Annotated in this window: 11 protein-coding genes; 6 read left to right on the top strand and 5 right to left on the bottom strand. The window is 71.8% G+C overall.

Annotated features, from left to right (window positions below):
• Positions 1-53 precede the first annotated feature (53 nt).
• The 3 genes from KOI35_RS39265 to KOI35_RS39255 all read left to right on the top strand — a co-directional run bounded on the left by KOI35_RS39265 (position 54) and on the right by KOI35_RS39255 (position 3,070).
• The gene (locus tag KOI35_RS39265) at positions 54-1,007 is read left to right on the top strand and encodes a helix-turn-helix transcriptional regulator (RefSeq protein WP_246614505.1); all 954 of its coding nucleotides are present in this window, start codon (positions 54-56) and stop codon (positions 1,005-1,007) included.
• A gap of 327 nt (positions 1,008-1,334) precedes the next feature.
• The gene (locus tag KOI35_RS39260; RefSeq protein ID WP_215794349.1) at positions 1,335-2,180 is read left to right on the top strand and encodes an LLM class flavin-dependent oxidoreductase; all 846 of its coding nucleotides are present in this window, start codon (positions 1,335-1,337) and stop codon (positions 2,178-2,180) included.
• Between the two features lie 140 nt (positions 2,181-2,320).
• Positions 2,321-3,070 (top strand): SGNH/GDSL hydrolase family protein, encoded by a 750-nt coding sequence (locus tag KOI35_RS39255; RefSeq protein ID WP_215794346.1) that lies wholly within the window; start codon positions 2,321-2,323, stop codon positions 3,068-3,070.
• Positions 3,071-3,211: 141 nt separating this feature from the next.
• On the opposite strand, the gene KOI35_RS39250 is transcribed toward KOI35_RS39255, so the two are convergent.
• Positions 3,212-3,745 (bottom strand): GNAT family N-acetyltransferase, encoded by a 534-nt coding sequence (locus tag KOI35_RS39250; RefSeq protein WP_215794344.1) that lies wholly within the window; start codon positions 3,743-3,745, stop codon positions 3,212-3,214.
• A gap of 25 nt (positions 3,746-3,770) precedes the next feature.
• On the opposite strand from KOI35_RS39250, the gene KOI35_RS39245 reads away from it, so the two are divergent.
• Positions 3,771-5,252, top strand: a complete 1,482-nt coding sequence (locus tag KOI35_RS39245; RefSeq protein WP_308121348.1) for a beta-N-acetylhexosaminidase — start codon at positions 3,771-3,773, stop codon at positions 5,250-5,252.
• Here KOI35_RS39245 and KOI35_RS39240 read toward each other — a convergent pair whose 3' ends face one another.
• Positions 5,253-6,446: a cytochrome P450 gene (locus KOI35_RS39240; protein WP_215794339.1), complete on the bottom strand. Its 1,194-nt coding sequence runs from the start codon at positions 6,444-6,446 to the stop codon at positions 5,253-5,255.
• Positions 6,447-6,610: 164 nt separating this feature from the next.
• Here KOI35_RS39240 and KOI35_RS39235 point away from each other — a divergent pair, with 164 nt between their 5' ends.
• The gene (locus KOI35_RS39235; protein ID WP_215794337.1) at positions 6,611-8,692 is read left to right on the top strand and encodes a M48 family metallopeptidase; all 2,082 of its coding nucleotides are present in this window, start codon (positions 6,611-6,613) and stop codon (positions 8,690-8,692) included.
• 226 nt (positions 8,693-8,918) lie between these two features.
• On the top strand, positions 8,919-9,437 hold the full coding sequence (locus tag KOI35_RS39230; protein WP_215794334.1) for a hypothetical protein: 519 nt from the start codon (positions 8,919-8,921) through the stop codon (positions 9,435-9,437).
• Positions 9,438-9,477: 40 nt separating this feature from the next.
• On the opposite strand, the gene KOI35_RS39225 is transcribed toward KOI35_RS39230, so the two are convergent.
• Genes KOI35_RS39225 through KOI35_RS39215 form a run of 3 tightly spaced genes read right to left on the bottom strand, consistent with a single transcriptional unit; the run spans position 9,478 to position 12,115 of the window.
• Positions 9,478-10,461, bottom strand: coding sequence for a helix-turn-helix transcriptional regulator (locus KOI35_RS39225; protein WP_215794332.1), 984 nt, complete (start codon positions 10,459-10,461; stop codon positions 9,478-9,480).
• 59 nt (positions 10,462-10,520) lie between these two features.
• Positions 10,521-11,444, bottom strand: a complete 924-nt coding sequence (locus KOI35_RS39220; protein ID WP_215794329.1) for a hypothetical protein — start codon at positions 11,442-11,444, stop codon at positions 10,521-10,523.
• 11 nt (positions 11,445-11,455) lie between these two features.
• Entirely contained in the window at positions 11,456-12,115 is a 660-nt protein-coding gene (locus KOI35_RS39215; RefSeq protein ID WP_215794327.1) for a hypothetical protein, read from the bottom strand.
• Positions 12,116-12,158 lie beyond the last annotated feature (43 nt).

Below are 12,158 nucleotides of genomic sequence, written 5' to 3'. Positions count from 1 at the left end.
GCTAGGGTCGTTTGCGGACACTTTCTGACCTCAATACGGCGGAGTCTGGATTCATGGCGAACACGAGTGCCCGGATGCTGCGACTGCTCTCGCTGCTGCAGACCCACCGCTACTGGCCCGGGTCCGAACTGTCCGAACGGCTCGAGGTGAGCCCGCGGACCCTGCGCCGCGACGTCGACCGGCTGCGCGAGCTGGGCTATCCGGTCGACGCCAGCCGCGGGGTGGCCGGCGGCTATCAGCTCCAGGCCGGCGCGGCGGTGCCTCCGCTGCTGCTCGACGACGACGAGGCGGTCGCCATCGCGATCGGCCTCCGGACGGCGGCGGCGGGCGCGGTGTCCGGGTTCGAGGAGACGTCCGTACGGGCCCTGGCCAAGGTCATTCAACTGCTGCCGCCCCGGTTGCGCCGTCGCATCGACGCGTTGCGCGAGGTGACGTCGCCCGGCGTGTTCGGTGGCGGTCCGACGCTGGACGCGACCGTGCTGACCACCCTGGCGATGGCCTGCCGAGGCGAGGAACGGCTGCGCTTCGGCTACACCCCGCGCGAGGGCGAGACCGCCACCCGTTACGTCGAACCGCACCGGCTGGTCCCGCTGGGCCGGCGCTGGTATCTGATCGCCTGGGACCTCGACCGCGGCGACTGGCGCAGCTTCCGGGTCGACCGGCTCGGCTCCCCGGTGCTGACCGGTGCCCGCTTCCGCCCGCGCGAGATCCCCGGCGGCGACCCGGCGGCGTGGCTGCGCTCGCGGATGTCGCAGATCCCGGCCCGATACGACGTCTCGGTGGTCTTCCAGACCCCCGCCGCCACGGTCCGCGGCTTCATCGGTCATTACGGGACCGTCGAGGAACTCACCGACTCGTCGTGCCGGATGCGCATGAACACCGACGACCTGGGCTGGCCGGTGATGGTGGCCGGGGTGCTCGGGGCCGCCTTCACCGTCGAGTCGCCGGACGAGCTGCGCGACCGCGTGCGCGCCACCGGTGAGACGCTGTTGCGCGGCGCGGCCTGACCCATGCCCCGGTGTGCCCCCGTGACACGCCGGGACATGAGCCTGACCTGCGTGGATCGGCGCCCCCGTGGCGCCGATCCACATGACGGAAACCTATCGATGGCGTACGACACTTTTCCGCGCCGATCGGGGCCGGGCTTGGACAAAAAACACGAACAGGCGACTGGTTTTATGACGGCCGGATCGTCGCCTCGCGCGGGCGGCGTTGTGACCAGCGCCTTCGAACCCTCCGGCTTTCGATGGTGACGGTGCTCACACTTAGGCCGGTGTTGCCGACCGTTGGCCGCGGGCCGGAAAGTGTCGGGGGGTCGGGGCACAATCGGGCCCATGACGACGATCGGTGCGATCTTCCTGCCGAGCAACCCGCCCGAGACCATGCCCGCGGTCGCCCGCGCCGCCGACGCGGCCGGCCTCGAAGAGCTGTGGCTCTGGGAAGACTGCTTTCTCAACGGCGGCCTCACCGCGATGACCGCGGCCCTGGCCGTGACGGAAAATCTGCGCGTCGGCGTGGGCATCATGCCGGTGCCGTTCCGCAACGTCGCGTCCCTGGCCATGGAGCTGGCGACGCTCGGCCGGCTCTACGGCGACCGCGCGCTGCCCGGCATCGGCCACGGTGTGCAGGAGTGGATGGGCCAGGTCGGCAACCGGGCCGCCTCCCCGCTCACGCTGCTGCGCGAATATGCGACGGCGCTGCGGTCGCTGCTCGCCGGCGAGTCGGTCACGGTCGACGGGCGCTACGTCAAGCTCGACGGCGTCAAGCTCGACTGGCCGCCCGCGACTCCGCCGGTGATCTCGGTCGCGGCCGGCGGGCCCAAGACGATCGCGCTGGCCGGTGAGGTGGGCGACGCCATCGTCCTGTCCGGCGGATCCACCCCGGCCATGGTCTCGGCGGCGGCCAAGACTGTCGACGGCGCGGCCGAGGTCGTGGTCTTCCTGCCCGCGCTCACCGGTCCGGGCGCCGCCGACAAGCTGGCCGCCGACGCCCTGGTCTACAAGACCGACTATCCGGGCGCGGCGGGCAGTCCCGCCGACATCGCCGCCGTCGTGGGTGAGTTCGCCGCGGCCGGTGCCTCCAAGGTCATCCTGCAACCGGTGCCGGGGGAGGATCCGGCCGACTACGTCCGCTGGGTGGCCGAAGAGGTACGCCCGTTGGTGCCCGGACCGGTCGGATAGCCTCGGCCGGTGCGCCCCTGTTCCCTTCAGGCGCGACAACCCGGTCGGCGCCGCGGTGTGAGGCGCTGACCGGCACACGGGGATGAGAATCCGCGGCCGGCGGTGGCAGCCGAGCGGCCGCGGCGGAAAGGCACGGCGTGATGCGATACGTGGCGATCGGCGACAGCTTCACCGAAGGGGTCGGCGACGAGCTGCCCGACGGCGCGGCGCGCGGCTGGACCGACCTGGTCGCGGCCGGGCTGGCCGCCGGTGAGGGCACGACGATCCAATACGCCAATCTCGCCATCCGCGGCCGTCTGCTCGAGCCGATCGTGACCGAGCAGCTCGACGCCGCCCTCGCGTTGTCACCGCCGCCCACGCTGCTGTCCTTCAACGGCGGCGGCAACGACATGATGCGCAGCGGCGACATGCAGCGGCTGGCCGTGATGACCGAGAAAGCGGTGCAGCGTGTCGTCGAGGCCGGCGTCCGCATGGTGATGCTCAGCGGCGCCGACCCGGGCGACCGGCTGCCGTTCGGCAAGGTGATCCGCCGCCGCGGCGAGGCGTTCACCCGAGCGGTGGAGTCCCTGCCGAAGCAGTACGACATCACGTTCGTCGACTGCTTCCGCGACGTCGAACTGCGCCGGGCCGGCTACTGGTCACCCGACCGTCTGCACCTCAACGCGTCCGGCCATCGCCGGGTGGCCGGCCTGGTGCTCACCGCGCTGGGCTACGAGCAGGCCGCCCACCTGATCGACCCCGGCCCGGCCGAGAGCCGGGGCGTGCTGGCCGAGGCGCGCTACTACCGCGAGCACGTCCTACCGTGGCTGACCCGCCGGGCGCGAGGCCAGTCCTCCGGCGACAACCGAACCGGCAAGTTCACCGACTGGGTCGACATCAACCCGGCCTGACCCGCCTGTGGACGCGCGCGGACTGCTCGGCCGGGCCTGTGGACAACGTCGGCCGTTCAGCTTGACCGGGGCGTAGTTTCGTCGGCGTCCCTGGGTGGGCGGGGGAGGCGGCGGCTGCTCAGCGTGATCTTGGCTGTGTGATCAGGGGAGCGGGCGGCGGCGGATGTGGTCGTCGTGCCATTCCTGGCCGACCAGGAAGCGTTTGACGCCGACGATCTCGAAGCCGTTCTTGGCATAGAACTTCCCGGCTCGTCCGTTCTGCTGGTTCACGCCCAACCAGCAGAAGGCCGCACCGGTCCCGGCGGCGGCGACGAGGCTGTCGGCCATCAGGGCGGCGGCAGCGCCCGATCCGTGGCGCTCGGGCGCCAGATAGAACTTGCTCAGCTCGATGCTCGTCGCCGGGTCGATGACGGCGGCCACGTCCGGGTCCTTGATCGGGCCGCTGACCAGCATCGAATAACCGACCGGGACCCCGTCGGCGAGCACCAGCAGCAGGATTCGCCCGGGATCGGCGAGATAGCCGCGGAAGCTCTCCACCGACAGGTGCGTCGCGATGAACGCGTCGATGTCGGCCTGCGACGTGCCGGGCGGGCAGGCCAGTCCGAAGGTGCGGGCGGCGAGGTCGTGCAGCAGTCCGGTGTCGGCGAGATCGGCGCGACGGGTGGTGATCGACATGGAAAGACAGTTTATGGTTTCTCGCGTGAGCGCTCCCACGATGAGACAACTCGGTGACGTCATTCCGCTGCCGGCGGCGGTGCGCCCCGACTCGACTGCCGACTTCCGGATCCCGTCCGGCGTGTCGGTCAGCGCCGCCCCCGCGGCCGCCGCCGTCGCCGACGAGCTGGGCGTCCTGCTGCGGCGGGTGACCGGCTTCGCCGTACCGGTGAAGGAAGAAGAACCGGAGAACGGCGGCTTCCGGCTGCGGCTGGACGAAAGCGTGGACGAGGCCAAGTCGCCGGAGTCCTACCGCCTCGACATCGCCGCCGACGGCGTGACCCTCAGCGCCCCGGCCGCGGCCGGCCTCTTCGCCGGCCTGCAGACGCTGCGCCAGCTGCTGCCGGAAACTGCGGGCGGCGAGGTCACCATCCCCGGCGGCCGGATCGACGACGAGCCGCGTTTCGCCTATCGCGGGACGATGCTCGACCTGGCCCGGCACTTCTACGAGCCGGCCGACATCCGCACCTTCATCGACACGATCGCCCAGTTCAAGATCAATCACCTGCACCTGCACCTGACCGACGACCAGGGCTGGCGGCTCGAGATCGACGGCTGGCCGCGTCTCACCGAGGTCAGCGGCGGCGAGGGCACCGGGATCGACGGTCAAGGCCCGGGGTTCCTCACCGCGGCGGAGTATGCGGACCTGATCGCGTACGGGGAAACGCGGTTTGTCACGATCGTGCCGGAGATCGACCTGCCCGGTCACGTGAACGCGGCCCAGGTCGCCTATCCCGAGCTGACCTGCGACGGCGAGCCGGTCCAGCCGCGCACCGACGCCGAGGTCGGCTACTCCTCGCTGTGCGCGGGCAAGGAGGAGACGTACGCCTTTGTCGAGGACGTCATCCGCGTCGTGGCCGGCCTGACCCCGGGCCCGTTCCTGCACATCGGTGGGGACGAGGCGCTCAGCACCACAGCCGAGGACTACCGCACCTTCATGACGCGGGTGCTGCCGATGGTCGGCCGGTACGGCAAGCGGGCGATCGGCTGGCACGAGATGGCCGCCGTCGAGCTGCCGCCGACCGCCGTCCCGCAGTACTGGCGGATCGAACCGGCCGACGACGGCGTGGCCCGGGCCGCCGCGGCCGGACACCAGGTGATCATGTCGCCGGCCGACCGCAGCTATCTGGACATGAAGTACGACGAGTCGAGCCCGCTCGGGCTGGACTGGGCCGGGCTGGTCGGGGTCGAGCGATCCTATGACTGGGACCCGGCCGACCGCCTGCCCGGCGTGGGGGAGGAGTCGCTGCTCGGCGTCGAGGCGCCGCTGTGGTCCGAGACGCTGCGCAGCCGGGCCGACGTCGAGTTCATGGTGTTCCCGCGCCTGCTCGCGATCGCCGAGATCGGCTGGACGCCGCGCGCCGATCGTTCGTGGCCGGAGTTCCGGCGCCGGCTGGCCGAGTTCGGTCCGCGCTGGACCGCCCAGGGCGTCAACTTCCACCGCTCCGGCGAAGTCGACTGGAAGTGACTAGGGGACGACGATCTTGATGCCGCTGCGGGGGCGGGCGGGCACCCGGCCCAGGTCGATGCCCGTGTCCTGCGGCGGCAGGTAGTAGTCGAGCTTCGCCAGCCGCTGCACCAGCGTCCCCAGCGTGGCGATCACGATCTGCTCGCCCGGGCAGCGATGCCCCGTCCGCGGATCCCCGCCGCCCTGCGGAATCAGCTCGAACTCGCCGATCGGCCGGCCGAGGAAGCGCTCGGGCCGGAACTCGTACGGCTCGGGCCAGACCCGCGGATCGTGGTGCTGCCCATAGACGTCGAGCAGCACCAGCGTCCCCTTCGGCACGTCGGTGCTCTGGAAGGCCAGGTCACGCCGCGCGCGCCCGCCGAGGAACGGCACGAACGGATAGAACCGCCGCACCTCGTGCACGAAGGCGAGCGTGTACGCGTCATCGCCCTCCCGCAGCCGCGCCCGCGTCCCCGGCCAGCGGTCGAGCGCATGTCCGGCGAAGGCCGCGAACCACGCCACGGCGGTCGTCGGGCGGATGATGTTGATCAGTTCGACGGCGGCGCTGCGCGAGTCGAGCAGATAGCCGTTCTCGAGGTGGTGCGCGATCCGCGACACCGCCGTGTCGGTCGGCGGCTGCCGGCGTACGTCCTCAATGATCTTGGACAGCTGCCGCTCACGACGCATGCGAGCCAGCCGCGCGCGCAGGTGCCGGGGCCCCACGCTCGCAAATCCCTCCACCATCGCGACCAGATCCGAGGTCAAAAGATCGTTTTCCGGTACGCCGGTCCAGCGCGCCGCCGCGTCCGAAAGCACCCGCGCCGCCTCGTCGAACAGCGTGACCGGCCCGCCGCCCCGCCAACCGTCGGCCCGCTCGTCGAAGATCTTGCCGACCAGGGTGGCCAGGGTGTCGACGCCGTTCTCGTTCATCAGCAGCGCCACGAAGAGCGCCTTGCGGGCCCGGTGCGCCTCGCCGTCGAGCGTGTGCACACCCCGCCCGAACAGCGTGTCGACCACCGGCGAGGGCAGCGCGGTGTGCCGCTCGAGATGGCCCCGGTGATAGAAGAAGCGGGCCGCGTCGGGACCACTGATCGCGACGGCCGGCTGCCTTCCGAACCGCAGAGGTACCGGCCGGCCGTGGTGGCGACGGCGCAGATCGGGCAACCAGGCGTACCCCTTCGTCCCGAAAGCCACGCTCTGATCGAGAAACGCCATGGCAGTCCGTATCTCCCTCGGTGACGGCGCGAAACTCTTCCTTATTTTTCCCTTCGACGGACTGTTCGTCTGGGGTTTCCGTCGGACCCCCGACCTAGGCTGGGCCGGTCGTCGAACACGGGAGGCAAAGAGTGCGGCGGGAGTCGGGGGCACGATCCGCGGCCATGCTGGTCGGCTTCTTGGCGGTGGCCTGGCTGCAGGTCGCGGCCGTGCTGCTGGTGGTGCTGCTCGTGCTCGAGCCGCTGCCCGGTGAGATCGCCCTCCAGGTGGCGGTGCCGCTGGTCATCGCCGTCGCCGGCCTGCTCTGGTGGGCCACCGTGCGGGCGTTGCGCCTGCGCCGGCCCGCACCGGCCGGAGTGCCCGTGCTGCGTCAGCACGCCCCCGCGCTGTGGACGATGATCGACGACGCGGCCGTCGCGGCCGGGGTGAAACCGCCGGGCGGGGTGACGATCGTGGCCGGGGCCACCGCCTCGCTGACCGAGCGCTCCTGGCTGGGCGGACTGGCCGGCGGGCACCGTGAGCTCTATCTCGGGCTGCCTCTGCTGCAGGCGTGGGACGAGTCCCGCGTACGCGCGGTGGTCGCTCACGAGCTCGCCCACGGCTCGCCCGCCCTGGGTGGCCGCTTCGCCCCGCTCGCCCGGCGGGGCCGGCTCGCCCTGGGCCGCATCGTCCCGCGCATTCCCCGGCGCAGCCCGGCCGGTCCGCTGTTGCGGGCCTACGCGAAGTGGTACCGGGCCGTCGACACCCCCTACAGCCACGCCCACGAACTGGCCGCCGACCGGGTCGCGGCCGGTTTCGCCGGTCCGCAGGCCGCGGCCGCCGTGCTGCGCGACGGCCCCGCCCTCGAGGCGATGCAGCAACTCTTCCATGCCGAATACCTGAGCCCCGGCTGGCAGACCGGCCTGATGCCGGACGACGTCTTCGGCGGGTTGCTGCGGGTGCTGGCCGCCCGCGGCGACGACATGGCCGCGTTGCGGGCCCGCGAGCCCGAGCCGCCGGGCGAGTGGGATCCGCACCCGCCGCGGGCCGAGCGCCTGGCCGCCCTGGCCGAGATCACCCCCGAGGGGCCCGAGGCGCCCGGCCGCCCGGCCGGCGAGATGGTGCCCGGCCTGCCCGATCTGGGCCGCGCGCTGCAGGCGGTGGCGTTCCCGATCGGCGGGCGCGCGGTCGTGGGCTGGGACGAGTTCTTCGGGGTGGCCCGCATCGCCGAGATGGAGCGTGAGGCCGACGCCTCCCTCCGCGCGCTCTCCCGCGCCGCCGGCGCCCCGGTGACCGGCGCGGCCGAGGTGCTCGACCTGTCCGCCGACGGCCGCCTCCGCAAGATCGCCGAGACGGTCTTCGGCGACCTGCCGGCCGACGAGGTGTCGAGCCGGATCACCGACCTGATCGCCCTGCTTCTCGCCCTGGCCGCCCTGCACAGCGGTGTGGCCCGCTGGCGGCACAGCTGGACCGGCACGGCCGAGCTGGTCGCGGCCGACGGCTCCTATCTGGAGCTGCACGCCCCGGCCGAGGCGGCGGGTGACCCGGCCACGGTCGGCAGGGCCCGCGAGTGGCTGACCTCGCTCGGCGTCGACCTCACCGCGACCGCCTCGACCGCACGGCACCACTCGTCGCGGGTGCCGGTGCTCGGCGGGGTGGTCGGCGTGCAGGTCGACGGCGCGCGCACCGACCTGCTGGTGCTCGAGACCGGGTTGTTCCTGGTGCCGGCCCTGCCCCGCACCCGTCATCACGAGGCCCGGCGCCGCCTGACCCGCCTGGCCGGCGACGGCGTACTCACCGACGGTTCCCCGGCCGTGGCGACCGCGCACGCGACGGCCCTGGGCTCGCCTGCGGCCGCCGCAGCTTCGTCGGCAACACCCCCGGGCTCGCCTGCGGCCGCCACGACTTCGTCGGCGACGGCTTCGGGCTCGACCGAGGCTGCCACAGCTTCGTCGGCGACAGTCCCGGGTTCGCCTGCCGCCGCCACGGCTTCGGAAGCGATGGCCCCGGGTTCGCCGGCGGCTCTCGCAAAGACCGCGACGGCCACGCTCGAGCCGGAGGCCCGCGCGGCGGTCGAGGGCAGCCGCTTCGTCCCGTTCGCCGACGTCGCCACCGCCTCGGCCACCCGCAACGGCCGCCGAGCCTGGGAGATCAACATGCGCGACGGCGGGACGCTGACCGTGCGCACCACATTGGACTCCGAAGAGCTCCCCGGCGGCTGGGCCGCCCTCGACGACGCGGTGGCGTTCCTGACCCGCACGCGCTGACCTGTCCCCGGCCCGCCCGGAACCCGGACTGGCCGAGCTGGACAGTGAACTGCACACGCCGCAGGTCCGTGCTACCTGACGGGCGGGTCGCATGAACGGCCTTTGAGTGAACTGTTCGTCACCAGCGGTCACAATATCCACGTGGAACGTTCGCTTTATCGCTCTCGATAACGGGTAGAGACATGCCCGAGATCGGCGGATGATCCCACTTGGAGGGAGGCCGGACATGGAGCGGGGACCGTTGGCCCTCTTCGGCGCGATCGTTGCGATCGGCGTCGGACCGGCACTGTGGATGGGCGTTCAACTCCGCGCGGTGCCCGATGACAACCCGGCCCGTCCACCCGTGGTGAGCGAGCAGGGCGCGGAAAAGGCCGGCCAGCAACTCGGCGGCCGCGGCGCCGGCGAGCGGTCCGACGACAGCCCGGCCACCGTGCCGCGCGGCCAGATCCTGCCACTGACCACGTCGCCCTCGCCTTCGCCGAGCACGAGCGCGAACACCGAGCCGACGCCCACTCCCAGCACGTCTTCGCCGGCCCCCGAGCCGGCACCGACGACGAGTCGGCCCACCACCCCGCCGACCGAGTCGACGACCGCGCCCACCGACGACCCGACCGACGAGACCACCGTGCCGCCGTCCGACGACGACACCGAAGAGCCGACGCTCCCGCCGACCCCACCCGCGACGGACCCGGGCGACGACGACCCCACCTCGCAATACGGCGGCTACGTGGCGATCGGCCGGTAAAACGGTCCCGCCCCTGAGCAGCGGTGTCGAAAAGGCAGCGCTAGGGGGCATCCGGCAAATAGGTCGCGGCCAGCCCCCGAGCCGTCGCCACGAAGCATTCCCGCAGCTCGGCCGGGTCGAGCACCTCCGCCTCGGCGCCCAGTTTGAGCAGCTCGATGTGCCCGTGCCGCACCGACTCGATCGGTACCCGCGTGATCAGCCGGCCGGTCTCGTCGGGCTCACCGGCCTCGGCCCGCGCCACCCGGGACATCTCCGGCGGAAACACGTAGGCCATCCGGTTCAGCGCCTCGACCGTCATCCGTACGGTCGCCACCGCCGTGTAGACGCTCTGCTCGTACCGCTCGGTCCATTCGTGCCAGAACCCGGCCAGGTCGAAATCCGCGGGCCGCACCGCGGGCGACTCCAGCAGCTCCGCGTCCAGGATGTTGGCCACGCGATAGGCCGTGGTGCGCGTCTCGGACGAGGCCACCAGATACCAGCGCCCGCCCTTGAGCACCACACCCAGCGGATGCAGGTGCCGGGTCACCTCACGCGGTGCCCGCCATCGCCGATAGCGAACCTCGAGCATCCGCCCGCTCCACACCGCGTCGGCCACGGTCGAGAGGTACGGGGTCGGCTCGTCCCCGCGGAACCACCCGGGCGCGTCGAGATGAAACCTTTCCCGTACGCGGTCGGCCCGGTCGGCCAGTTCACCCGGCAGCGACGCCCGGAGTTTGAGCTGCGCCGCCGCCAGCACCGAGCCCAGTCCCAGTTCGGCCGCCGGTCCCGGCATCCCGGCCAGGAACAGCGTCCCGGCCTCGTCCGAGGTCAGCCCGGTGAGCCGGGTCCGATAACCGTCGAGCAGCTGATATCCACCGGCCGGGCCGCGGTCGGCATAGACCGGCACCCCGGCCGAGCCGAGCGATTCGATGTCGCGATAGACGGTGCGGACGGAGACCTCGAGCTCGTCGGCGAGATCTTGCGCCGTCATGCGCCCACGCGTCTGCAACAGCAGCAGGAGCGAGAGCAGTCGGTCGGCGCGCACGACCAAACGCTAACGCCGAAGGGGGAGCCGGCGGCTCCCCCTTCGGTCGGACCTACCTGTCAGAGCTGGGTCAGCCGGTTGATGATGTCCCGGTACGCCCGCAGTTCTACCCGCAGCTTCTCGGTGTCGTCGGCGTTGCCGCCCAGGCTGTCCCGCTGGGCCTTGAGCGCGCTGGTCAGCTTGTCGACCGCGTCCCCGACCAGCTCGGCCGCCTCGGCGGTGGCCGCCTTGGGCTCGTCGACGAAGCGCAGCTGGATCTCACGGAACCGCTCGGCGTACGAGTCGCCGTCCGGCAGCAGCCGCTCTCCGGTAGTCCCGGTGGCCGTAGAGGTGGCCGCGGTGGCCGTAGGGGTGGTAGTGGCCACGGGCACCGCGGCAGCGGCAACTACCGGGGTGTCCGTGGCCGGCTGGAACTCCTCGCCGTCGCGGTAGCCGTCGGCCTTCTCGTCGACGGTGTCGTTGTCCGTGACGACGACACCGTTGGTCGAGTCGGTCGAGGTGTCCCCGGAGGCGGGCCTGTCCGCCTCGACCGGGTCCGGCGAGTCGGCCGGCACCGAGGCGACCGCGTCGGCCCGGTCGGACGACAGCGACGAGGCGTCGGAGTCGGAGTCGGAGTCGACCACCTTGGGACTGTCGAACGTGCCGTCGTCCTTGAGCGCCGCGTCGACCGGCTCGTCCTTCTTGTCGGCCGGCTCGTCGCCGAGCGGCAGGTCGACTTGCGAGTCGGTCGTCCGGTCGGCGTGCTCCGGGCGGTAGTCGGTGTCCTCGACGACGGTCCCGTCCGGGCCGTACGTGGTCGTGGTCTTCGACTCGTCGTCCACGCGCGCGGTGTCGGACGAGGTGTCGTCGGAGGAAACAGGCGCGTCGCTCCACGGCGAGCCGGCCCGCTGCGGGGGCACGCCCACCGGGTCGGACGACACGGTCTGCGTCCGGTCCGGGTCGTCGTGGGTGTCGGTCTCTTTCTCGTTCGAGAAGAACTTCATGGCGGTGGCTCCTAGCGGCTGGTGTCGCGGGCGGGGGACTCGTCAGCGGGGGTGCGAGGTGCGGGGGCCTCCGATGTGGATTCCTCGGCGGCCGGAGCGGAGACGGGAGCGGTAGGAGTAGTAGTACCAGTCGACGGCACCGGATCGGCGCCGAGCAGGTCGGCGAAGAGCGCCCGATAGTGCACCAGCGCCTGGCGCAGGTCCTCGGTGTTCGCCTCGCCCGCGCTGTTGCGCCGGCTGATCTCGTGGGCCTTGCGGTAGTGCTCGAGCGTGCGGGCGTGCTCGACCGACAGGTTGGCCAGCCGGTCGTCGTACTCGGCGGTCGGATAGCCCCGGTCGGTGATCAGCCGGGTGACCAGGTCGTCGGCCGCGGTCACGGCCTCGACCGGGCTGTCCACGAACTGGATCTGGACCTCTTCCCAATTCGCCGCGTACGTGCTCTGCGCCTCCGGGGAGAGCGGCTTCAGCTCGAACGACGCGTGGCGCTTCTCACGCTCACGCAGTTCCTTCTCGGCCTCGGTGCGGCTGCCGGTGTCGGCCACCGCACGGTCGTACTCGGGCCCGAAGGTGTTCTGCAGTTGCTTGCGTCGCATGACCTGGACGCCGTACACGACCGCGGCGATCACAACCAGGATGACGACGATCAGGATGATCGTGGCTGTGGGGGACATGGGGCCTCCTAAGTATTCGCTGTCGGTATTCCCATCTCGCCCC

This window comes from Paractinoplanes bogorensis (assembly GCF_018829635.1).
Classification (GTDB): Bacteria; Actinomycetota; Actinomycetes; order Mycobacteriales; family Micromonosporaceae; genus Actinoplanes; species Actinoplanes bogorensis.
This window is presented reverse-complemented; position numbering and strand designations above follow the sequence as displayed.

Coding starts and splice junctions, on each gene's coding strand:
- KOI35_RS39265 (WP_246614505.1), top strand. CDS start 54: ATGGCGAACACGAGTGCCCGGATGCTGCGACTGCTCTCGCTGCTGCAG.
- KOI35_RS39260 (WP_215794349.1), top strand. CDS start 1,335: ATGACGACGATCGGTGCGATCTTCCTGCCGAGCAACCCGCCCGAGACC.
- KOI35_RS39255 (WP_215794346.1), top strand. CDS start 2,321: ATGCGATACGTGGCGATCGGCGACAGCTTCACCGAAGGGGTCGGCGAC.
- KOI35_RS39250 (WP_215794344.1), bottom strand. CDS start 3,745: ATGTCGATCACCACCCGTCGCGCCGATCTCGCCGACACCGGACTGCTG.
- KOI35_RS39240 (WP_215794339.1), bottom strand. CDS start 6,446: ATGGCGTTTCTCGATCAGAGCGTGGCTTTCGGGACGAAGGGGTACGCC.
- KOI35_RS39235 (WP_215794337.1), top strand. CDS start 6,611: ATGCTGGTCGGCTTCTTGGCGGTGGCCTGGCTGCAGGTCGCGGCCGTG.
- KOI35_RS39230 (WP_215794334.1), top strand. CDS start 8,919: ATGGAGCGGGGACCGTTGGCCCTCTTCGGCGCGATCGTTGCGATCGGC.
- KOI35_RS39220 (WP_215794329.1), bottom strand. CDS start 11,444: ATGAAGTTCTTCTCGAACGAGAAAGAGACCGACACCCACGACGACCCG.
- KOI35_RS39215 (WP_215794327.1), bottom strand. CDS start 12,115: ATGTCCCCCACAGCCACGATCATCCTGATCGTCGTCATCCTGGTTGTG.